Source organism: Olsenella kribbiana (assembly GCF_036408795.1).
GTDB lineage: Bacteria > Actinomycetota > Coriobacteriia > Coriobacteriales > Atopobiaceae > Olsenella_L > Olsenella_L kribbiana.
In genome coordinates, this window is the sequence record NZ_JAZGJP010000025.1 from 1 (window position 1) to 23,088 (window position 23,088).

Sequence of the window (23,088 nt, forward strand, 5' to 3'; positions counted from 1 at the left end):
TGCATGTCCCGCTCTCCGGCATCGCAGCCACGGCCACGGTCCAGCCGAAGCTTCCTGCGAGCTTGCCTAAGCCGTTTGCAGTTCAGGGAGCCTAACTATGCCGGAGGTACTCAGCCATTTATTCGATTTCCCGCTTTCCACCTTCGAGATGGCAGAGATAGCAGCGCCCGATGGAAAGAGGCGCTACTTCCACCAAAACCGGATGAGCCTTCTTGCCTATCGCATGATGCGTCCCGACTTCGACGCTCAGAGATAGCCTCTGGTCTAGCCAGGAAGCCTGCAAAAGAGCATTGGACATGCATTCCCGAAGGCCATGCGAGCACGGATCGGCACGCAAAGAAGATGCCGGCCCCGCATGAGCGGCGCCGGCATCAGACCATGGACTATGAGAGAAGCTCTACTCCATGAGCTTTGTGACCTCGGAGGCAAATTCGACCGGGTCGTCGATAGGCAGGCCCTCGACGAGCAATGCCTGATCGTAGAGGATGTGGCCATAGAGCTTGAGCCTGTCCTTGTCCCCTGCCTTCTCTGCAGCAACAAGCTTGCCGAAGACCGGGTGTGCAGCATTGAGCTCGAGCACGCGCTTGGCCTTGGGGGCAGTTCCTGCCTCAGGGCCCTGGGCAATCACACGCTCCATCTCAAGGGACACGGGGCCTTCTGCAGAGACGCGGGCCGGTGCATCCTCAAGACCAGCGGCCACCGTGACATCCTCGACCTTGCCATCCAGTGCTTCCTTCATGGCAGAGAAGAGGTCCTTGTTCTCGTCAGCCGTCTTCTTTGCGTCAGCCTTCTCATCCTCTGTCGCGAAGTCCACGTCCTTGCTCGAGACGTTCGTGAACGTGAGGTCGCGGGCATCGGTGCCCTTGTGCTCGGAGTCCCCTGCCACAGCATCCACATGGTAGGTGCGCATGACCTGGAACATGAACTCGTCGACATCCTGCGTGCAGAGAAGGACATCGAAGCCATGGTTGAGTGCAGAGCTCACGACCGGCATCTTCTGGATGCGGTCACGGGACTCGCCTGCGGCGTAGTAGATTCTGTCCTGGCCTTCAGGCATTGCATCGACGTATTCCTTGAGCGTGACGTACTTGTTCTGCTTCACCGACCAGAAGAGCAGGAGGTCTGCAAGCTCATCTGCCTTGGAGCCGTAGGAGTTGTAGATGCCGAACTTGAGGCCACGGCCGAAGTTCTCGAAGAACTTCTCATAGGCTTCGCGGTCATTGTCGCGCATATCCTGGAGCTCGGACGTGATCTTCTTCTCGACACGACGTGCGATGGCACGGAGCTGTGCGTTCTGCTGGAGCGTCTCACGGGAGATGTTGAGCTTCACATCAGGCGAGTCGACGACACCACGGACGAAGTTGTAGTAGTCCGGAAGCAGGTCTGCGCACTTGTCCTGGATGAGGACATTCGAGCTATAGAGGGCAAGGCCCTTCTGGTAGTCCTTGCTGTAGAGATCGAACGGTGCCTCAGACGGGATGAAGAGCAGCGCGTCATAGGAGATCGTGCCCTCAGCGTGGAAGCTGATCGTGCGGGCCGGCTTTGCCCAGTCATGGAAGGTCGACGTATAGAACTCGTCGTAGTCCTTCTGCTCGACCTCGCCCTTGCGCTTCTTCCAGATCGGCGTCATGGAGTTCAGCGTATCGAGCTCCTGGTACTCTTCGTACTCGGGCTTGTAGTCGTCGCCTGCATCTTCCGGCTTCGGCTTCTGGCGGCTCTTTGTCACCATCATCTGGATCGGGTGGCGCACATAGTTCGAGTACTTCTCGACGAGCTCGCGCAGGCCCCACTCGGAGAGATACTTGTCCGTATCGTCTTCCTCGGTGGAATCCCGCAGATATACGATCACATCGGTGCCGTGGTCGTCAGCGCTCGAGCGCTCACCTTCCTTGGCCTCCTCTACCGTGTAGCCGGAGACGCCGTCAGATTCCCACGCATAGGCAGCATCCGCACCATATGCACGGCTCACGACGCGGACCTTCTTCGCGACCATGAAGGCAGAATAGAAGCCGACGCCGAACTGGCCGATGATGTCCATATCGGAGCCCTGGCGCTCAGCGTTCTCCTCCTTGAACTGCTCGGAGCCAGAATGGGCGATTGTGCCGAGGTTCTTGTCGAGCTCTTCCTTGGTCATGCCGATACCGTTATCGGAGACCGTGATGGTGCGGGCATCCTTATCGAAGGAAAGACGGATGGCAAGGGAGCTCTGGTCCACCTTCACATCCGGATTCGTGAGGCTCTCGAAGCTCAGCTTGTCGATAGCATCCGATGCATTCGAGATGAGCTCGCGGAGGAAGATCTCCTTGTTCGTATAGATGGAATTGATCATGAGATCGAGAAGCTTCTTGCTCTCAGTCTTGAACTGTTTCATATGCATCCTCTCACATTGCCTTGCAGGACAGCTATGTCCTGCCCTCTCCATACTTTTATCGATGTACCCGCTGAAAATGCATCTATTCAAGATGAGGCATAAAATCTGATATTGAAGCGCTTAGGTTTTCGCTTTCTGGCTCCCCAAGACGACAATGCGGAGCGGCTTGCTTTCTGCACGACAGTTCTTCATTGCGTGTATGGTTGGCACAGCAATTCTTCCGCCCTGCCGCTCCCGGCGAAAGACACGTTCGATAGATGCCAGCGATGCGTACGATAGATGCATCGTCCAGAGATTGGATTGCGCATGGCCATGACTGCCGATAGCGACGAGGATCTCGAAAGAGAGTTCACGGAGGTGTGCCGCGAGATAGGTCTGTCCCCCTCCGAGACTTTTGCCATCTTTGCACGGGCGGTCATACGCGGACGCAGGATTCCCTTCATGCCTTCAGCTGAAGGCATGAAGGAGCATGCAGTGCATGAACCTGAGCTTTCCATCTCGGGCGGAATCGCCCGGGACATTGCTGACCTGCAGGCAGGGGATGTCATCTCTCGCGAGAAGTCTCGTACGATGCGCGCGGCACGAAGAAGAGATGCGTGAAGTCTTGGAACGTCCATCATGCCCGGCTCGATTGCGAAGCTCAATCCTGCTGGTGTCCGCTGACGCTTCTGAGATATGGACCATGCATTCGCTCCCGAAGAGCCTGAGGAGATGCTGGGACGGCTCAATCTCGTCGAGAGCTCACCTCCTCTCCATCTCTTGCATGGAGAGAGGCATTTCACAAGAAAGAGCGCTGCCTTAAGAGGAATAATTCCTGTAGAACACAACTCAGTTCCAGGAGAGGAGCTGCACATATGAAGAGCGTCCTTATCAAAGACACGACCCGCGAAGAGCGGATAGAGATCATCCGCAAGGGTCTGTCATTCTGTGCCGATGGCAGCTGCGAGAACTGCAGCGGCTGCTCCATGGGTGTGGCATCAATCGACACGATGTATCAGCCCTACATTGACGGCAAGCTCGAACTTGCCGAGGTCAACATGCTGCATGCTGCAAAGCGCTACACGCTGGGCGGCGGCTACAACGTGGATTCGGACAGGAAGTAGGTTCCATACACACAGACATGACGCAGGGCGTCCGGCATCTGCCGGGCGCCCTGCTGCGTTTCCTGCTCTGTCTTTCTGCTCTTACAGCCTGACGGGCGTATTCACGAGCCTGCCTTCTGCATCATGGCCGACAGAAATCGCAAAGTCGAAGCGGTCCACATCGACGCAGTATGCGAAGTCCTTGACAGGGAACTCTGGACGCTTGGGATCGAAGAACTTGGCACCGCAGGTGGTGTCGAAGCCTATCGCTTCCCTCTGGCAGGCAAGGTGTGCCACCTTGGGGTCTTCCCCTTCGAGGAGCGCCTTGATGTAGCGGGCACAGAGCACATCCTCATCAGCCCTTGCCACGCCGGCATTGCCCATTGCGACGATGGAGACTGTCTCAGGGTTCTTCTGCTTGATATAGCGTGCCGTCGCCGCTGCATTCGCAAGAGAGGAGCAGACGACCTCGGTAGCACCTGTGGCATTCACGATGCCCTGTGTGCCAGCAGAGGTCGTGTGAATGCAGGTCTTGCCTGTAAGGTCCACGCCCGCTACCTGGACGGGCGAGTTGCCATACTCGAAGCCTTCGACCTGCGCTCCCCCGCGCTCGCCGAAGCTCACATACTCCGGATGCTCGCGCTTGAGCGCCAGGGCATCCTCGACAGAGCCGATCGGATAGATCTTCTCTGCGCCCTGGTTGAAGAGATAGGGCTCGAGCGTAAAGGCACGGAACACATCGATCACGACAGTGAGGCCTTCTGCCTTCTTAGCACCCTCGACGAGTTCCAGAATCTGTACCTTCATGTTCTGCCCCTTCCTCTGAGTCGTTCCGTGCCTACCCTACGACTCTGAATCGGTGCCGTCGATGAAATTGATGGACTTCACCTGAGGCACATGGATCTCTATGAGGTTCTTGATCTGCTGCCTCTCGCCTGTCGTGAGTGCACGGTCTGCTTCCACTGTGGCTACGACCTGCTGGGACGGCGTATCGCCTCCGGAGACAAACTCGGTGCCGACGTGGTACTCAGTGACGGCAGGGCACGCGGCCTGAAGCTCCTGCGCCGTGAGCTGCGTCTCATAGGTATCCATAGAGCTCACGGTAGCAGCATCGTTGGTAGCTGCAGCCTGCCTCACCATGTCTGCTGTCATGAATATGCACGGCACGGCGAAGAGCGCCGTAGCGATGATGAGGGTACGGCGGATGCGCTTGGCAGAGCGCTCGGAATCGGCACGTGCCGCGGCAGCCGGACAGAGCGGGATGCGCAGGGCCAGAAGAACAATCTCTGCCGCAAAGGCGATGAAGACGACATTGAGCGCGAACTCATAGAAGGCACTCAATGCCTGGACGATGTTTCTGATGGAGAGGTAGTAGCCGACAGCGCAGAGCGGCGGCATCAGGGCTGTTGCGACCGCAACGCCTGCAATGAGTGTCGTCGGCTCCTGGTTGCGGGAGTTTCCCAGGCCTCCCGCAAAGCCGCCGGCAAGGGCGATGAGCACATCCCAGACGGTGGGCGTCGAGTTCGTGAGGAGCTCGTTCGTCTCATAGGAAAGAGGCGTCAGCACGAAGTAGAGGGTCGAGGTCGCAAGGCAGAAGGCAACCTGTATGGCAAGACCCAGGAGTGCGTCTCCGAGCGTGTGCCGGTCGAGCGTTGCCACCGAATAGGAGATGGCCAAAACCGAGCCCATGAGCGGGCAGATCAGCATGGCACCGACAATGGCTTCGGTCGAGTTCGTGTTGAGGCCGATCGAGGCGATGAGCATTGCAACGATGAGGATGCAGAGATGGGGACCATCAAGACGCGAGCCATTCACGAAGCGGCGGCGGATCTCCTCGAAGGAAGCCCTGCCTTCACGCACGTTGAAGAGGCTTGCAAGATGCCGCCTGAGCCTTCCGGTCGTGCTCTTCTCTGCATGCGTTCTTTCCACTGCCCTCACCTCTCGCTTTCGCCGGCTATATACCCGCTGAAAGGAGACAGAAACTCTCTTCTCCCCTTCTCTCGGGATGTGGCCACATGAAAGCCGGAATGCGGCATATCTGGCGCGCAGGAATCCGTAAAGGTTCTACGTACAGACGTTCTTATGCGTGCAAGCGTGTAGAATGGATTCTGTATAGGAAAATTCGGGTCTGTGCAGGAGGTGCAGCGGATGGCAAGGAGACGTTCCAGAGAGGAATGGGACAATATCTTGGACGGTCTTCTGGAAGACATGCGCAGGCAGCTCCGCGGCGAGGCATCCTTTGCCCAGACCGCTGAAGATGAGCCTCTCATCATGCGTGGCTCCGACTTCCTGAATAAGAAGGCAGCAGCTGACGCCTCAAAGCCTGCCGAACCTGCAGCAGTAACGAAGAGCTCCGCTGTTCCCTCAAACCCCATAGACCCCACCCGCAGACGCAGAAGCCAGCTCATCGAAGCATCGAAGAAGGCAGATCTCACCGATTCCGGCACGTTCGAGCGCTTCTTCCCCGAAGCGGCACGCTTCGTGAATGCAGATGAGGAAGCATCAGACGAAGCCATCCCTTCAAGGGATGAGCTCAAGCCTGCCCAGAGGACCGCTCCAGCCCACACATCGCCGAGCACGGCATATGACACGGGGGCAATCGACTTCGCGTCTGACGGATTTGCAAACGATACCGATACGTTCGGCTATGGCGCAGAAGCTGACGACTTCGATGCCAATCTCGAGAGCCCGGACTGGTTCAGCGCAGAGACGATGGCATCAGGGTCGGCCAATAGCGGCTACAGCAGCTATGGAGCAACGTATCGCAGCAGCTACTATGACAGCTATGGCGGATACAAGCCACAGGAAAGGCGCCCCGCACCGCTCACAGAGACGCTCAGGGATCTCCGTGCCCTCGAGAAGAAGGCAGGCAGGAACCAGGACAGCCCTGAGGTCTTCGAGAAGCAGATCATGCTTGCGAAGGACTATACGGAGGAGCGCGCCTTCCCTGACCATAGCTGGCGGCAGATCTACCGTCCGACCTATAGCTCCCTCAACAATACAGAGCTCCGTGACTACTTCCGCTGGAGGACCCTCTGGCGTGAGGGCATGAGGGAGGCAGCCCCCGGCTGCTGCGCCCTTCTCTATGCCTATGAGCTCATCGTCGGTGCCACGGATATGGGACCGGAAGAGATCCTCTCTGAGCTTGACCAGCTCCTGAAGCTCTTCAGCGACAAAGAGATCTGGAACATGACAAGAGACGCGCTGAGGTCTCTGAGGCATGACTATGCAATATTCTCTGGCATCGACCCCAAGTCCTACTTCTCGGATGATGCGCTTGCCTTCTTCAGCCATGTGGCCACCCTCCGCAGGGCACAGAATGCGGTCTATGAGAAGGAGGGGCGAGAGGCTCCCAACCTGGAATATGGCATAGAGCCGCCCTCTGACGCAGAGCTCCTCGAGGCCTTTGCCGGCATCTCGACCTTCGACCCCACCCGCTCCCCGTTCTTCCGCAAGAACCAGGAACGTGCAGCAGCCGTGACAAGAAGACTCTTCGATGCGTATGTGCTCCACTGCGCAAAGAGGAGGAAGCAGAACCTCATCGATGGCACGGTAGGCATCCCCTACCGCTCGATCGTGCTCCCCTTCTACCACGCACCCATAAGGCAGGATCTTGGTGCCGAGGGAAGGCGCTTCGATGCAGCACCCGGAACCTATCTTGTCTATGAGCGGGGCACCTGGGTCGTGCATGAGCCATGCAGCTACCCGGACAAGAGCCGCGAGCTTGCCCGCATCTTCCGCGAGCTTGACCGAGAGATGCGCCTTGCCTGGGACTTTGGCCATGCCCTGAAGCCGCAGAACCTCCCGAAGTACATGCTGCGCATGATCGATGATGCGATAGCAGCCCAGAAGGAAGAAGAGGAGGCAGCTGCCAAGGCAAAGGAAGCGGCAGAGAAGAGGCGCTTCAAGGTCGACCTCTCGAAGCTCTCCTCCATCAGGAGCGCTGCGCACGTAACGCAGGAAGCGCTCCTCGTCGACGAAGAGCGCGAAGGCTATGTCGCAGTCCCCGTCACGGCGCCTGCTGTCGCACCGGTGCCTGCAGAGGCTCCCGCTCCTGCTGCTCCGACAGCTGCACCAGCCCCTGCCCCAGCTCCCGCTGCAGAAACGCCAACTGTACTGCAGGAAGGCACAAAGGGTGCTGCACCTGCCAGGCAGGCAGAAGCAGCGCATCCCTTCGGGCTCACGGATACCGAGTACGACCTTGCCCTGGCACTGCTGGATGGCAGGGACTACACAGCTATCGTGTCCGCTACGCCCGCTACCTTGGACATGCTCATCGACAGCATGAACGAGAAGCTCTTCGACCTCGAGGGCGATGTATGCTTCGAGTTCTCAGATGACGGACCCGTACCGATAGAAGACTACGCAGAAGATCTCAGAAAGGCTCTTGTGCATGAGTGACCAGAACCAGACAGCCCCGCGCGTGCCGAAGCGCATTGCCGCTGTCATCATCAATTCCCTCAAAGGCGGCGTCGTCCCGCGCGTCGGCCTCCCCTATATCACGGTCGGCCGCGAACGCGAGATTGCCGCATTGCTCCATGACCTAGAGCTCGTGAAGGAGGGAGGCGCCTCCTTCCGTTTCCTCGTGGGCCGCTATGGCTCGGGCAAGAGCTTCCTCTTGCAGACCATCAGGAACCATGCAATGGGCAACAACTTCGTCGTCTGCGATGCCGACCTCTCCCCTGAGCGCCGCTTCCAGGGCACGGGCGGTCAGGGCCTTGCTACCTATAGAGAGCTCATCCGCAACCTCTCGACGAAGACAAGGCCTGATGGCGGAGCGCTGAACCTCGTGCTCGACCGCTGGGTCTCGAACATCCAGACACAGGTCACGATGGAAGACGGGCTGGCGCCAGATGCTCCTGGCTTCGAGGCTGCCATGGAGAAGCGGATCATGGCGGTCATGGGCCAGATCCAGGAGCTCGTGCATGGCTATGACTTTGCACGCCTTCTCACCATGTATTGGCATGCAAGCATCGAGGGCGACGACGAGAAGAAGGCCCTCGTCACGAAGTGGTTCCGTGGCGAGTACCGCACGAAGACGGAGGCACGCCAGGAGCTCGGCGTCAACATCGTTATCGGCGACGATGACTGGTATGACTACCTCAAGGTCTTTGCCACGTTCTTGAAGGCTGCAGGATATGAGGGCCTCATCATCCTGATTGATGAGCTCGTGAACCTCTACAAGATTCCGAATGCCGTGAGCCGCCAGTACAACTACGAGAAGATCCTCACGATGTACAACGACACGCTCCAGGGCAAGGCCCATTATCTCGGCATCATCATGGGCGGCACACCCCAGACGATCGAGGACAGGAGGCGCGGCCTCTACTCCTACGAGGCATTGCGTTCGAGGCTCACGCAGGGGCGCTTCGCGCAGGGCGGCCTCTCGGACATGCTGGCCCCGGTCATCCATCTCGAGCCGCTCACCCACGAGGAGCTCCTTGTGCTCGTGGAGAAGCTCGCGGACATCCACGCAGGCCTCTTCGGCTATACGAGGACAATCACACAGGAGAGCCTCGTGCAGTTCCTTGCTGCCGAGTTCGAGCGCGTCGGTGCAGACTCCCATCTGACGCCGCGCGAGGTCATCCGCGACTTCATCGAGCTCCTGGATATCCTCTGCCAGAACCCCGGTATGAAGGCAGACGACCTCATCCAGGGCGACTTCCTGAAGGCCCCGGTGGATGCTCCTGTCGAGGCTGCCGCAAAGAAGAAGCACGCTGCCTCTTCTGCAGCACCTGCAGAAGAGCATGACCGCTTCTCGGAATTCGAGATCTAGTCCATGGATGTCTTCTCGCGCTATGCACCCTTCATCCAGGACTACATCTATAGCTCGAACTGGCAGAACCTGAGAGCCGTGCAGGTGGCAGCTGCCAAGGCCATCTTCGACACCGACGAGAATGTGCTCTTGACCGCTTCTACCGCCTCCGGCAAGACCGAGGCAGCCTTCTTCCCGATACTCACGGAGTTCTGGGAAGACCCTCCTGCAAGCGTCGGCTGCATCTACATAGGGCCCTTGAAGGCCTTGATCAACGACCAGTTCCTGCGTCTTGACCCCTTATGTGCTGAAGGCGGCATCCCCGTCTGGCACTGGCACGGCGATGTCTCGCAGTCCCACAAGCAGAAGATGCTGAAGCACCCCTCAGGCATCCTCCAGATCACGCCGGAGTCCTTGGAGGCCATGCTCCTGCATAGGCACTCTGCCATCCCCCATATCTTCGGAGACCTCCGCTATGTGGTGATCGATGAGGTGCACTCGCTTCTCAGGGGCGACCGAGGAGACCAGACGCTCTGCTGCATCGAGCGCATAAGCCGCCTCGCCCATGTGAACCCCAGAAGGATTGGCCTTTCTGCGACGATAGGCGACCCTATCGCGACGGGAAGGTATCTGTCCATGGGGACAGGCAGGGACTGCGTGATCCCGAAGTTCGAAGGCCCCAAGGAGCGCTGGCGCCTTTCCATGGAGCACTTCTACATCTCAGGTCCGCAGGCACCAGAGCGTGGCGAAGACGGCCTCGGCGGTGTCACGAAAGACGAGGATGAGCCTGCCTACGAGATGCCTCAGATCGTCGCAGCGCCTGAGCACATCCCTGCCAAGGAAGACCTGCCGGAAGACGCAGCGCCCGAGCCAGAGCTTCCGGATGCAGAGGCGCCCTCCGACAAGGCGCCGGTCTTTGCAGACCCAGGCATCGGCTACATCTTCGAGCACACGAGGAACAGGAAGTGCCTGGTCTTCTGCAACTCGCGCGAGGAGTGCGAGGCCGTGACGACGACGCTTCGCCAGTACTGCGAGGCAGCAGGAGAGCCCGACCGCTTCCTCATCCATCATGGCAACCTCTCGAGCTCATTCAGGGAGTCCGCCGAAGACCTCATGCGCGACGAGGAGACAAAGCTCACGACCTGCACGACTGCAACCTTGGAGCTAGGCATCGATATCGGCCGCCTCGAGCGCGCCTTCCAGATCGATGCGCCGTTCACGGTTTCGAGCTTCCTGCAGCGCATGGGCAGGACAGGCAGGCGAGGCGAGCCTTCCGAGATGTGGTTCGTCATGCGCGAGGAGCAGCCAGAAGCCAGAGCCTTGATGCCTGAAACCATCCCCTGGAAGCTCCTTCAGGGCATAGCCTTGGTGCAGCTCTATCTAGAGGATCGCTGGGTCGAGCCGCCGAGACTTGATGGCCTCCCCTATAGCCTTCTCTATCATCAGACCATGGCGGTGCTTGCAAGCTCAGGCGAGATGGCACCGCAGGAGCTGGCACGCGAGGTGCTGACCCTGACGCCGTTCCATAGGGTGTCTCTCGAGGACTACCAGGTGCTCCTCAGGCATCTTCTGGATATCGACCAGATAGAGCGCACCGAGGGCGGCGGCCTCATCGTTGGCCTCGCCGGCGAACGGCAGATCAATGACTTCCGCTTCTATGCGGTCTTTGCCACGGATGAGGAGTTCACGGTCAGAAGCGAGTCCCAGGAGCTTGGCACGATCGTGCAGCCACCTCCTGTCGGCGAGCGCATCGCCATTGCCGGTGCTGTCTGGGTCATCGAGGAGATCGACTACAAGCGCCATCTGATCGAGTGCACAAAGGTCAAGGGCAAGGTCCCTGCCTATTTCGGCATGGTTGCAGGAGACATCAATACGCATATCCTGGAGCGCATGAGAGGCGTCCTTCTGGAGGATACGATCTACCCCTACCTCCAGACGAATGCACGTGCCCGCATCCAGCAGGCCCGCCATGTCGCAGCCAATGCCCATGTATGCGACGAGCCCTTGATCAACCTCGGTGGCCGCACGTGGGTGCTCTTCCCCTGGCTTGGCACCTATGCCTTCCTGGCATTGGAACGGTTCCTCAAGATCAAGTGCGCGGGCCAGCTCGGCCTCAAGGGCCTCGACTCCTCACGTCCCTACTTCATGCAGTTTGTCATGAAATCCTCCCGCGAAGAGTTCTACCAGGTGCTTGCAGAGGAAGCTTCGAAGCCTCTTGACCCCATGGAGCTCCTCTATCCAGGCGAGGTCCCCTACTTCGACAAGTACGACGAGTTCGTGCCTGAAGAGCTCATACGGAAAGGCTTTGCAGAAGGCGTCCTCGATGTAGAAGGCATGCTCGAGCGGGTACGTTCATGGGGAGAGAGATACGCGAAGCTGCCGCATCAAGACCGGCACACGCTATCATAGGAATGGACAAAAGTTAGCTGAAGGTTCTAGTGGAGGCCAGCATGCAGGATGCAGGTACAGACAAGCGCATATCAGGCAGCAGCTGCCCTGTCAAAGGCTGTGCCTACCGCGAGCACCTGAGCACCTGCATGGACAAGATCCGTCTCTTCGCTGGCCTTCCCACCTCGGCCAAGGAAGAGCTTGCAGAGCGGGCGACGCACGAGGAATGGCCGAAAGGTGCCATCCTCGTGCATGAGGGAGACCCGATCGAGTCTGTCCTCATTGTCCGCAAGGGCCGCATCAAGACATTCAGGAGCGACGCCGAGGGCGAAGAGACCGTCTTGGATGTGCTGCATGACGGACAGGCGATATGGCATGGGATGTTCCTGGAAGATCATATCTATCACTACTCGGTAGGATGCCTCACGAAGGTGGAGCTCTGCCGCATCCAGAGGGCGGACTTCGAAGCCCTTCTGGCAGCACATCCTGATGTAGCCATGAGCCTGATACAGATGCTTGGAACCGAGCTCGACGATGCAGAAGAGAAGATCATGATGCTCGGCATCAGGGATCCGAGACGCCGCTTGGCAGAGTATCTTCTGCATCGTGACGAGCGCTGCATCAACAGGGAAATCAACCTCAAGCTCGAGGATATTGCAGCCTCGGTGGGCTTGCGTCCTGAAACCGTATCTCGCATCCTCTCTGCCTTCGAGCGCGAGGAGCTTGTGAAGCGCCTGGGCAGAGGACGTCTCAAGGTCATTGACAGGCCAGGCCTCGAGACGATCGGGCTTGAGCAAGGATAACAACTGAGCGGATGCATACCAATAACATAAGAGACAGCTACAGCGGCCAAGATATGCCACTGCAGCTGTTTCCTTCATGAGGAGAGACATTCCCTCAGAGCGTCTCCCCTCTTTACTCGCTCTATCTCAGGCGCGATCTTGCCATGCTTCTCAAGGTATGCCTGCGTCCACGAATGGCCTCCGAGTAGGCGATGATGTTCTCCGGCACGGCAATGCCGGTATAGCCCGAATCCCCGATGTGGTGGATATCGACGCCTGCCATCTTGCTCATGAGCGCGATGCTCCTGATGGTCTGCACATCGGCGCCTTCCTGGCTTGTCCCTATGGAGGAAAGGGCAAGCCTGCCTCGTGCATGCGCCTCCTGCACAAGCTCCGCCACGACCTCCTCCGTCATGCCCGGTACCGTGCCAGGTGCAGGCATGAGGATGATGTCAGCACCGGCATCTGCGAAGGCGCGCACCTCATCCGGCGTGAGCACTCCCCTGCCGCTTTCTGCAAGAACACCCGATGCGTGCATCTTTCCTGCGACGAGGATCACATCCTCGCCCACGGCAGCCTTGAGCTCCTTGAGCGCAGCGCAGATGTCCTCGTTCGAGACGCCTATGCCGGGGTTTCCTGTCACGACGATGAGGTCCACGCCCATGTCGCGTGCACGCCTGGCATTCTCTGCCGTCGCCCGTCTGCCTTCTGTCATATGCCAGATGTTGTCTGTTCCGCCGGCCCCTCCTGCAGCAGGCTCCAGATTGATGCCAATGAGCCTGCCTGTGAGCTTCTTCACGAGATGGATGGTGTCTTCCGGTACATGCTCGGGAAGCCCCTCGATTGCTGGATGCAGCACATCGAAGAGGTTGAGCAGCACGATGTCTGCTCCCAGGGCGCTTGCAAGCTCTGCATTAGAGATGTCACCTAAGAGAGGTGTCACAGCTCCAATAGTTTCTGCAGCCATTACTCTGCCTTCACAGCCTGCAAGAGATTGGAGCTTCTCTCCCTTCGTGAATCCTGCGACTTCTGAAGCGCTGCAGTCGATAAGCCTTCGCGTCATTTAAGTAGCCTTTCCATTTCATTCTCAAGCTGCTGGACCTGCATGCCTGCAATGACCTGCACAGCCTGTGGACTTGGCCTCATGACTCCGATGACGCCATCACCCTTTATCTTCTCTTCGGCTACCTTCGAAGGATCCTTGACCTCGATACGGAGACGTGTGATGCAGTTTTCGCAGCTTGCCACATTTTCCTTGCCGCCAAGCCCCTCGAGAATACGAGCTGCTATTGCGGCAAAATTCTCATCGGAGGAAGAAGTATTTGCCTGTGCAGATGCATTGTTCTGCGCTACCACAACTGGCGAATCATCATCTTCGCGGCCAGGTGTCTTGAGATTGAACTTCTTGATAGCAAACGCAAATACAAGATAGAACAGGACCGCTGTCGGGATGCCGATGAGGATGATCATCCAGGTATTCTTAGCACATGGCGTGAATGAGCTCAAGAACAGATCGATTGCGCCAGCAGAGAACGAGAAGCCTGCACGAACGGGTAGCGAGACCGTAATTATTGTCACGATGCCGTATAGGATTGCGTACACGAGATAAAGGCCAGGAGCCGCAAACAGGAAAGCGAATTCGAACGGCTCCGTCACGCCAGTCAGGAAAGCGCAGAGGCCAGCGGACACCAGAAGACCTTTCACAAGATTCTTGCGCTCAGGCTTTGCCTGGCGATACATGGCATACGCCGCTGCAGGGATGCCGAACATCATGCACGGGAAGAAGCCTGTCATATACATGCCTGTCCCGTATGCAGTCTGTGTACCAGACCAGAAATTGGTCAGATCATTGATGCCTGCCACATCGAACCAGAAGACAGAGTTGATGGCATGGTGCAGTCCGAATGGAAGCAGAAGCTTGTTGAGGAATGCATAGATGCCTGCTCCAACCGCACCCAGGCTCACAATGCTTGTGCCAATGAAGACCAGTCCGTTGTAGAGCAGAGGCCAGACAATTGCCAGAATGGCAGAAACCACGAGCGAGACAAGTGCCGTCACGATGGCAACGGCACGACGGCCAGAGAAGAATGCGAGATAATCCGGAAGCCTTAGATTCTTGAATCGGTTGAAGCACATGGCACCAATAATGCCTGCCAAGATACCGATAAACTGCGTCTCGATATGAGAGAAGGCCGGATCGACTGCATCAACTTCAATGCCCAGAAGCGCTGCAATGGTCTTCGGAGCCAGGAGTGTAGTAATAACAAGCCACGCAACAAGTCCTGCCAGCGCAGATGCACCATCGCGCTCGTTCGCCATGCCCACTGCTACGCCAATAGCGAAGAGGATGGCCATGTTGTTGATCAGGGCGCCGCCAGCGTCAATCAGGAACGTGCCAAGCGTCACCATCCACGGCGCTGTTGTATAGACTCCTGTAGCACCCATAGCGCTCGGCGCAAGCAGATAGCCAATACCCATGAGAATTCCTGCAATTGGCAGGCATGCCACTGGCAACATCAGTGATTTACCTAGTCGCTGCAATGTCTTGAGCATATATTCCTCCAAAGACGTGCATGAATATGGCTGCAGCTGCAAGCTGCAGTCTTGTAATAGGTCACTAACAGTCTCTATTACATTGCATCTCCGTGAACGGTTTGATAAACCTTTAGCTCAGTCCCGCGATACGTGAACAGTCATCTTTGTGCTACGGTATTGTTTTCCATGGTTCATAGGTAGTTTCGGATCTACGATACAGGGACTGCTATATTTCAGGGAGCTATTAAAGACTTGGATGCAGCACACAAACTCATCTCTGCTTAAAGTAGCGCTACGAGACCTCCGGATATGCCTGCGCTCATCTACTCCGTGAAACGTGTCTCAAGCGCGACCCGTCCTTCGACACCCCGATCATAGCTACGGCACACAGTCAGAAGCCGAATGAGAAGCTTGCAGTTTAGGAAACCCAACAATGCTGCAAGCTCTCCACACGTCTTAAGCCCAAAGCAATGCTATCTATACGTCAAAGGCATATCGACTACCAACATAATACTGACGTCCAATCGCAACGGGTACGTTGGAAGCATCTACGAACTTTGCGTTCATGTACATGAGCGGGGATTTCTTCGGAACATGGAGAAGTGTAGCCTGATTGGTTGATGCAGCAACCGCTTCCAGTGTTAGGCTCACATTGCGGATCGGCCGTCTGCCACTGACCTTTTCAATCTGGTCAAAGAATGAGGCATCTTCAAAATCCACATCCATGAGACCTCTGAATTCATCATATGGCAGGAACATGTTCTCTTCGTAGATTGGTACTTCATCTGCAGTACGAATACGCTGCACATATACCAGCAACGCGTCCTCTCCAAGTAGGAAGAAACGTCTCTCATCATCACGTGCGGGAACGATTTGCTGGCTTATAAGGTGAGCTCCCGGGGTCATGCCGGCCTCATGACAGAGCTCCGTAAAAGAGCGAAGCTCCCCTGCGCTATGGCGAAGCTGACGGTCGAAATGGACCTTGCTCACAAAGGTGCCAACACCCTGCCTTTTTATAAGAAAACCATTGGTGCAAAGATCGTTAAGCGCGCGGCGCACAGTGATTCTGCTGGCGCCATACTTGCTGCACAGCTCCTGTTCGGTTGGCAGCTGATCGCCGGGAGCATATGTTCCATCAGTAATGGATGCCTTTACATCTGCATATATCTGCTGGTACAGAGGTGATGAGGTATCCTGTGACATGCTATCAGCCTGGCTCCGCTCTTGGCAATGAATCTATCTCAAGGTGTCTTGTCGAGTTTATCATTCAAGAAATGAGCTGCAAGCAGCCAGGTCGAATCCTGGCTGCTTGCAGCATCAATCGTCAATGATTACACCTCACTTGCCGTCAGTAGTGTAGTTGTCATGCACTCCATCAAGTACTTTACTTCCTATCCGTTCATGGAACAGCGGATCTTTGGGAATCGAAGGGTCTATTCCATGTGCTTGAGAGGCCTTGCATGCAACCATCTGGAGCGGAATTATGTATTCCCAGCAAGAGAAGAGCGGGTCATCTTCGAAGTCTGCGATGCAGTCAAAAGCCTTCTGACTTTCTATACCATCAGGTGAGCCAATCAGATAGTTGTGCGTCGTCCATTCACTCAATATATCGATGAGCTTAAACGTCCGAGGCTTATAGTCACCCTTCGAAGCAAGATAGAAAAGATAGCTATCTTCGGATATCGAATTATATATTCCATGGAAGAATTCCTCGATATCGTATCCGGCAACACCCTGCCGCACGGTTTCCAGAATCTTCAGTGCACCTTCGAGCACATCGCCATACATGCCATCGTATCCGACTACGATAATTCTCTTTGCAGGATAGAAATCATCAGCTATTCGGTCATACCATGCATCAGAAGCTTCGAAGATGGCTGGCAGGTTGTTGATGACCTTCTTCATGCGCTCAAGATATGGCTGGATCTGCGCATCCGTCACGATCCCCTTTGCAAGAGCAAGCTCAGTAACCATCATCATTACTGTAGCAATGGATCCACCATAGCCTTTGGTTTTTGCTCCGCAAAGCTCATTGCCAACTTCTAGCATCGTACTCACTTGCGCATGCTCAAACACAAGGGCATCCGGATTTGCGCTGACAGCAGCCGTCATAAGACCGCGTGAGCTAGCTGCATCCAGCCCCTCTGCCGTAGAAAGGCTTTGCCCTCCCTGCGAGATGCCTATGACAAGCGCATCGTGGTCATACACTTTCTCATCGCGAGCAAAACGGGTTGGATACATCGGTATGATTTTCCATCCAGTCAGCTCTTCCAGATAGAGCTTGGCTGAAACACCCGCATGATAGCTCGTTCCGGACCCTATGAGATATACCGTCTTGATCTTTCGGTCCCTGAAGGCCTCCACAAAAGACGAGCAGATTCTCTTGCGGTCATTAATAATTGAGGTCAATACGACAGGCGTCTCTCGAATATAGTCGTACATAATACTTGACATAGCTAGAGCACTCCAATAAGTGATCCGATGATACCAACAGCAATCAAACCGAACATGACAGAAGTTGTCTTGTGCCCCTTCTTCAGAAGGGCATAGCAAATGAATGTCAAGCCAAGCGGCAGAATGCCAGGAAGTATCTGATCGAAGATGCTCTGGAGCTCTACGCTTGTCTCACCAGCAGTAATAACAAGAGGCGTAGTGAAGGTGACCATCGATGCAATCATGGCTCCGACAACGCAAAGGCCGAGTATCTTTGCACAGCTCGTCAGCAGCTCGATGGTGCCATCTTTCTGCATTTTGTCAATGAATCCGACACCGCTCTCATAACCAATCTTCAGGCCATAGTATCTTGCCAGCAAAGCTGGAACATTGAAAATGAGAAGGAAGAGGATAGCTCCAAGAATCGATCCTTGCTGGGCAAGGCCGCATCCAACGCCAGCAGCAATAACGCGGAAGGTCCCCCAGAAGAAGGAGTCGCCGATACCTGCAACGGGACCCATAAGGGCAGCTTTGAGGGCGGTAATTGATTCGATGTCGTAATGTTCGCCAGCAAGTTCGGCCTGACGGTTCTGCTCCTCCATCGCAATGCATGCACCGGTGATGATTGTCACAACCTGGGGAGTTGTATTGAAGAATGAAAGGTGCCGCTCAAGCGCTGCGCTCAGCTCCTTCTTATCGGGGTAAAGACGTTCAAGTATCGGAAGCATTGAGTAGCAGAAACCAACGTTCTGCATTCGTTCATAATTGAAGCAAGCTTGGAGTGGGAAAGAGCGCCAAAAGACTCGACGCATATCGTTCTTTGTGACAATGCCGCCATTCTTCATTGGCTGATCGAGATTTCCGGCCATTACAATTCACCATCCAAATCGTCAGAGTCTGCTTCCTGATCCAGCTGAGCCACCGATATGCTCTCCAGTTCGCGCTTCCGGACAATCGTTGCCTGGTAGAACACGTATGCAATAACGCCACCAACGACGGCAACGCCCGTAGTGCTCATACCGAGCAGAGCAGTGAGGACAAACCCGACGAACAGATATGCAGCATTTGTCTTGTCGAATATGAGCGTCATAAGGATTGCGATACCAAGAGCAGGAAGCATGCCGGAGGCAACAGTGAACCCATGCGTGATGAACGTCGGGAGCCAGTTGACAAAGTCGCCGATGACCTGCGAGCCAAGAAGTACACCCAGGAAGACGACAAGGAACGACGTAATCCAGAACAGAGCGGCACCAGACCAAAGAGCCTTTGTGACTACGCCAGCATCCCCTTCAGCTGCGCCCTTGTCAGCCCACCGGGCAAACCCAAGATTCAGGGTGCGGTCAAGGATTCCCAAGAGCTGACCCAGAGTAGCAATCGGAAGCGAAAGTGCGACTGCCGTGCCCGTATCGAGGCCGGAAAGAATTGCGAAGGCAGTAGAGAGAATGCCGCCGCAGACAACATCAGGCGGTACAGCGGCACCAATTCCCACAACACCCATCATGACGAGCTCAACGGAAGCGCCCATGATGATGCCAGTCTGCACATCGCCCAGAATGAGGCCGACAATAGGACCAAGGACTATCGGCCTCTCGAACATGGTCTGTCCAGCGACGCGTCCATCCCATATTCCAAATCCTGCCAAAATGCCTAAAAGAAGAGCCTGTACAACCATAATGTCCTCCTTGCATAAGCCATTAGCATGCAGAACTGACAGGACCGTAGCCGGCATTGTCCCATCGATCTGTTACGACTGATAGATTCGTCTGATATCGGCAAGACTCATAGGTCTTTGGTCGGGAACTGACTGAAGCGATACCTGGATACCAAGCGCTTCCAGCCTTTCTAATGCAGTCATATCGGAACTGTCCAGAAATACCTGCGGAGAGATACGCTTTCGATTCCCCGTCTGTCTGATGCCTCCTAGACATACCTTGTGGATAGCTCCTGAACCTTCCGCAATACGCACTGCATCTTCGGAACTTGCACAGACAACGAACATGTGTCTATCGGTGTATTTCGGATTCTTTAGAACGAGGATGGCGCCTTCAACCGACTTGATTGAAAGTACAGCCTGAGGAGGCTTTGCCATCTTGAATGCCGCCTTCATGAGATCATTGTGAGCGGCAGCATCATTTGCAACCACAATGGTATCGGCGCTCAGATAAGCCGTCCAGCTTACAGCAACTTGCCCATGTATAAGCCGGTCATCAACGCGTAGCAATTCAACCATCCAACACTCCAATCTCTTTGTCATAACGAGTGGTCATTGTGCCTTCAAGCGAGTCCAACGAATAGTTCCTAATCTGAATCTGCAGGCGGATTGAGATGCATGTTTCTGCAAAATCGACGCCTGTCTGTTAACTCCTTTTACAGCAAAGCCGTTTATAGCTCATCTGATTCAGAATCATCAGCAGCTGCTGTATCGCTCGATTTCGCGATGTCCTCCAACAAGCCAATAGCGTTCCTGGAAGAAAGTACGGCATCTCTCACAAGCTTCTTTGCAACCGAAAACTCCTTCTCCTCGATGGGAAGCAAAGCAAGTTCAAGGAGCATGCCTAGATTGAGTCCAGTGATGCAGATGATATTGGGATGCAGAGGGTTCAGCTTCAGAGCTGCCTGCGTGGGACTGCCTCCAGGAATATCAGTTATGAGCAGTACCGTCTCCTCTGTGGGGAATTGATTTACCGCACTCTCTAGCCGTTCACATACAGAGTCCATAGCATCGTCGACATCTACTTCAACAATCTTGATTGTTGAAGCATCTCCGATGATAAGACGAAGCGCGGAGCGGATTCCCGTAGCAAAGCCTTTGTGTGTTACCAGAACTATATTGTTCAACCGCACTGCGACTCCTTCTTTTGTTGTTATATACATCTTATACATCTGAGAGTTTCATACGTGTATCAGCTTGAAAGCTGTTCATATTCATCTGTTAAACGGCATATTTCTTACCGTGTACGGTATGAATCAGAAATAATTTGTTATATACATAAGTACTGACAATACGAGCAGGGAGACAAGCATTGAACTAGGCTTGCCCAAATGCATATCGGTTCATGCCACTCGTTTTCCCTTGGCTTCGTTAAATCACACAGATAGCCCTCTCAAGATCATTGGCCGCATGATTGAGCAACAGAAATCGAGAATAAGCGCAAGGCAAGAGGCTCTCTTTATTGGCTCGGACGCTGCGATGCCTAAATCTGATTCATCCTCTGATACACGACCTCGAATTGCTTCACTCTGCGCATCACAGGCATGCCAGCCTCGACAGAGAAAGCATCATTCGCATCGAAGCGCTGCCAGATATCGAGTCCCCTGTCGAGCAGAATATCCCATTCATGGTTGATGATGAGATGGCGGGCATGGATAGTATGCGTAGTATCCAGGTCATAGCTGAAATCAAGTCCCAGGGGTGCAAAGGACTCTGCCATCTGGTCGAAATAGCTTGTCTGTCTGGAGTCCAGATGCTCATCCGGCGCCGTAAGGAGATGCACCTTCACTTCCGGTACCGAATAGTCGAAGTGGCTCAGTATCACTTCGAGTAGCTCCATGAGATTTCGGCACTGGTAGAAGTTCCTGATGTAAGGATCGATGATTTCGACAGAACGAACTCCATCCAGATAGGATCCGAACAGGCTCTCATAGGAGATGCCGCGCTGGTTCTCACGGAAGGTCTTGTGCCCTTCAAACAGTTTCGACTCTGGAGAAGGCAGAGAAATTGGCCCGACTGCTTCGTCCTTTCCTCTTCCATCGTCCTCCTCTTCTGAGACAGCAGGCACCTCTGGCGCATCAGCGGCTTGGATGTCGTTCCGTTCGGAAGCATGTGGGCTAGCATCTTCCGCTGTTGTCTTCTGCTGCGCAAGCTTTGCAGCAGGTGCTACGTCCTCCCCATCCAGAGGCACTCTGTCACGGGAGTGGTAGATACGCGGGTAGCTGTCTTCCTCGAGCGTTGTTACGCTCTGCCATGTTCCACCTTTGAGACGATAGCGGAAGTGCGTACGGGAGAATGTTTCGTCGATGCGATAGAGCTGGTCCTTGACGCGGCAACGCAGCTCCATTGCGAATTCCAGCATCTTTGCCTCTTCCTCGGCTGTAGCGTTCTTGCCCGGGAAGATGATCTTCATGAGGCCAGAGTAGGTCTTGAGGATGCCATCGCGGTCTCGGGTGGAAAGATCGTCTGACAGCTCGAAGCGCTCCCTGTAGAGGCCAGAGTAGTCAAGTGTACGCAGCGTGCGCAGGGCTTCTGCCAGATAGTCTACGATGAAGCCATAATTCGAGCTGAACATATCGCCACGGATGATATCGACTTCCCAACCCGGGATATAAGCATGGATACGGTCGATGAAGGCCGAATCATGGTAGACCGCAGGAAGGTCCTCGAAGAGATCTGTCTGCCCAATCATGTAGCCGACATCATGGCTTGTGTTGCCGACAAAGGCAAGCGATGCTTCTGCAGACACCTGCTCGATGCCGCGGCTGAAGCTCTTGTTGGCCATATAGTTCTTCAGGATGTCTACGATATCAGGCTTCGGGCGCTTGTTCTTACCTGCAAACTCGTCGAAGGCGACGCAGTCCCAATAGCCTACGAGACCGATCTTGCCATTGGAGTTGTTAACGAAGAGCTTGGCAGGCGTCACCTCTCCGCCAGAAATCAGGATGCCATGGGGCGAGAACTCGCTGAACACATGGGACTTGCCAGTACCCTTGGGGCCCAGCTCCACAAGGTTGTAGTTGCGCTCGCAGTATGGAACGAGACGCGTAAGCTGGAAGAGCTTGGCACGCTCTCCCAGCTGTGCCGGATCCAGCCCGATAGAGCGGATAAGGATATCGATCCATTCGCTAGCTGTGAACTGGCTACGCCCATCGATGAAGCCATCCAAATCAAAGTTGGCCATCTGGATGGGTTTGAGCGACTTTAGAAGATAGGGAGACTCGTTCTTTGCCTCGTTTGCCGAATAAGAGAGATCCGCTATGCACCAGACACCAGAGACAAGGAGGCGGCGGTTCTTCTTCACGATGTCTTCTGTCACCAGCACATGGGAGATGCCAAGGTTCTCGAACGTTGCCTCATAGGCATCCCGCTTCTCGACAAGGTCGACAGAGACCTTGTCTATGACGCGCTGAAAGCCCTTCTGCTTGATATCGCTCCTGATGGCACCGGCTTCAGCACGCTGCACATAGTGGGCAGCAAGGATGTCACGCACACGCTCGATGCCCTCTTGAATCTCTTCTTCGTCATCCGTAGCGCAGTTCTGTCCCAGCAGGTACTCGAGGACGTAGCTCGGTACGGCAGCATTGCCACGTACAAGCTTCACCAGGTCCTTGCGGACTACATAGCCCGCAAAGTTGTCATTGAGCTTCCTGTCGAGATCGTCCATCGAGTACCTTACTCTCTCTTGCCAGCGGAGACGAATAACATGAACCCAGTCTACGACCAACAAAGCATCTACTTCCAGTCGCTGAGACCCGGAACCTTTGCCAAGGCATGCGGGAACTTGTTGTAGTTCACCTTCACTCCGTCATCGAGGTCTATATGCACATGCTTCTGCGCAAGGTCATAGACCACATCACGCTCCCAGTCGGAGAGCTCCTGAACCTGACTGCTCAGGCGGTTAATCTCTTTAATGGCTGAGTACCTCCGGCATAGTTAGGCTCCCTGAACTGCAAACGGCTTAGGCAAGCTCGCAGGAAGCTTCGGCTGGACCGTGGCCGTGGCTGCGATGCCGGAGAGCGGGACATGCA

19 protein-coding genes are annotated in these 23,088 nt (G+C 55.4%); 7 read left to right on the plus strand and 12 right to left on the minus strand.

The features are described 5' to 3' along the window. The first annotated feature begins 97 nt into the window (after positions 1-97). Complete coding sequence (locus VXJ24_RS10730) at positions 98-256, plus strand: hypothetical protein (protein ID WP_330972912.1); 159 nt, start codon at positions 98-100, stop codon at positions 254-256. A 141-nt stretch (positions 257-397) separates the two neighbouring features. On the opposite strand, the gene htpG is transcribed toward VXJ24_RS10730, so the two are convergent. Continuing rightward, positions 398-2,371 carry a molecular chaperone HtpG gene (gene htpG / locus VXJ24_RS10735; RefSeq protein ID WP_330972913.1) on the minus strand — a complete coding sequence of 658 codons (1,974 nt, stop codon included), beginning with the start codon at positions 2,369-2,371 and terminating at the stop codon, positions 398-400. Between the two features lie 306 nt (positions 2,372-2,677). On the opposite strand from htpG, the gene VXJ24_RS10740 reads away from it, so the two are divergent. Both VXJ24_RS10740 and VXJ24_RS10745 read left to right on the plus strand, forming a co-directional pair. Further along, on the plus strand, positions 2,678-2,971 hold the full coding sequence (locus tag VXJ24_RS10740; RefSeq protein WP_330972914.1) for a type II toxin-antitoxin system RelB/DinJ family antitoxin: 294 nt from the start codon (positions 2,678-2,680) through the stop codon (positions 2,969-2,971). Between the two features lie 254 nt (positions 2,972-3,225). Then, positions 3,226-3,474, plus strand: a complete 249-nt coding sequence (locus VXJ24_RS10745) for an NADH-ubiquinone oxidoreductase-F iron-sulfur binding region domain-containing protein (protein ID WP_330972915.1) — start codon at positions 3,226-3,228, stop codon at positions 3,472-3,474. A gap of 81 nt (positions 3,475-3,555) precedes the next feature. On the opposite strand, the gene VXJ24_RS10750 is transcribed toward VXJ24_RS10745, so the two are convergent. Next, complete coding sequence (locus VXJ24_RS10750; RefSeq protein WP_330972916.1) at positions 3,556-4,260, minus strand: 2-phosphosulfolactate phosphatase; 705 nt, start codon at positions 4,258-4,260, stop codon at positions 3,556-3,558. 36 nt (positions 4,261-4,296) lie between these two features. Next, positions 4,297-5,382, minus strand: coding sequence for a DUF389 domain-containing protein (locus tag VXJ24_RS10755; protein ID WP_330972917.1), 1,086 nt, complete (start codon positions 5,380-5,382; stop codon positions 4,297-4,299). A 219-nt stretch (positions 5,383-5,601) separates the two neighbouring features. On the opposite strand from VXJ24_RS10755, the gene VXJ24_RS10760 reads away from it, so the two are divergent. Genes VXJ24_RS10760 through VXJ24_RS10775 form a run of 4 tightly spaced genes read left to right on the plus strand, consistent with a single transcriptional unit; the run spans position 5,602 to position 12,399 of the window. After that, positions 5,602-7,854 carry a TerB N-terminal domain-containing protein gene (locus VXJ24_RS10760; RefSeq protein WP_330972918.1) on the plus strand — a complete coding sequence of 751 codons (2,253 nt, stop codon included), beginning with the start codon at positions 5,602-5,604 and terminating at the stop codon, positions 7,852-7,854. After that, a complete protein-coding gene (locus tag VXJ24_RS10765) occupies positions 7,847-9,229 on the plus strand; it encodes an ATP-binding protein (protein ID WP_330972919.1) in 1,383 nt (460 codons plus the stop codon). Before VXJ24_RS10760 ends, VXJ24_RS10765 begins: the two co-directional genes overlap by 8 nt. 3 nt (positions 9,230-9,232) lie before the next feature. Continuing rightward, the gene (locus tag VXJ24_RS10770; protein WP_330972920.1) at positions 9,233-11,617 is read left to right on the plus strand and encodes a DEAD/DEAH box helicase; all 2,385 of its coding nucleotides are present in this window, start codon (positions 9,233-9,235) and stop codon (positions 11,615-11,617) included. Positions 11,618-11,658: 41 nt separating this feature from the next. Then, positions 11,659-12,399: a Crp/Fnr family transcriptional regulator gene (locus tag VXJ24_RS10775; protein WP_330972921.1), complete on the plus strand. Its 741-nt coding sequence runs from the start codon at positions 11,659-11,661 to the stop codon at positions 12,397-12,399. Between the two features lie 121 nt (positions 12,400-12,520). On the opposite strand, the gene VXJ24_RS10780 is transcribed toward VXJ24_RS10775, so the two are convergent. The 9 genes from VXJ24_RS10780 to brxL form a co-directional block, all read right to left on the minus strand. Further along, positions 12,521-13,441 (minus strand): DUF7916 family protein, encoded by a 921-nt coding sequence (locus VXJ24_RS10780; RefSeq protein ID WP_489685563.1) that lies wholly within the window; start codon positions 13,439-13,441, stop codon positions 12,521-12,523. Next, positions 13,438-14,931, minus strand: a complete 1,494-nt coding sequence (gene nagE, locus VXJ24_RS10785) for an N-acetylglucosamine-specific PTS transporter subunit IIBC (RefSeq protein WP_330972923.1) — start codon at positions 14,929-14,931, stop codon at positions 13,438-13,440. The genes VXJ24_RS10780 and nagE overlap by 4 nt, the downstream gene beginning before the upstream one ends. Before the next feature lie 459 nt (positions 14,932-15,390). Then, a complete protein-coding gene (locus VXJ24_RS10790) occupies positions 15,391-16,116 on the minus strand; it encodes a GntR family transcriptional regulator (protein WP_330972924.1) in 726 nt (241 codons plus the stop codon). A 135-nt stretch (positions 16,117-16,251) separates the two neighbouring features. Beyond that, positions 16,252-17,367, minus strand: a complete 1,116-nt coding sequence (locus VXJ24_RS10795; RefSeq protein WP_330972925.1) for an SIS domain-containing protein — start codon at positions 17,365-17,367, stop codon at positions 16,252-16,254. 2 nt (positions 17,368-17,369) lie between these two features. Next, positions 17,370-18,215, minus strand: coding sequence for a PTS system mannose/fructose/sorbose family transporter subunit IID (locus VXJ24_RS10800; protein ID WP_330972926.1), 846 nt, complete (start codon positions 18,213-18,215; stop codon positions 17,370-17,372). Further along, the gene (locus tag VXJ24_RS10805; RefSeq protein WP_330972927.1) at positions 18,215-19,018 is read right to left on the minus strand and encodes a PTS mannose/fructose/sorbose/N-acetylgalactosamine transporter subunit IIC; all 804 of its coding nucleotides are present in this window, start codon (positions 19,016-19,018) and stop codon (positions 18,215-18,217) included. The genes VXJ24_RS10800 and VXJ24_RS10805 overlap by 1 nt, the downstream gene beginning before the upstream one ends. 72 nt (positions 19,019-19,090) lie before the next feature. After that, positions 19,091-19,576 (minus strand): PTS sugar transporter subunit IIB, encoded by a 486-nt coding sequence (locus VXJ24_RS10810; protein WP_330972928.1) that lies wholly within the window; start codon positions 19,574-19,576, stop codon positions 19,091-19,093. A 152-nt stretch (positions 19,577-19,728) separates the two neighbouring features. Further along, a complete protein-coding gene (locus VXJ24_RS10815) occupies positions 19,729-20,220 on the minus strand; it encodes a PTS sugar transporter subunit IIA (protein WP_330972929.1) in 492 nt (163 codons plus the stop codon). A gap of 320 nt (positions 20,221-20,540) precedes the next feature. Continuing rightward, positions 20,541-22,724, minus strand: coding sequence for a BREX system Lon protease-like protein BrxL (gene brxL / locus VXJ24_RS10820; protein ID WP_330972930.1), 2,184 nt, complete (start codon positions 22,722-22,724; stop codon positions 20,541-20,543). Between the last annotated feature and the right edge of the window lie 364 nt (positions 22,725-23,088).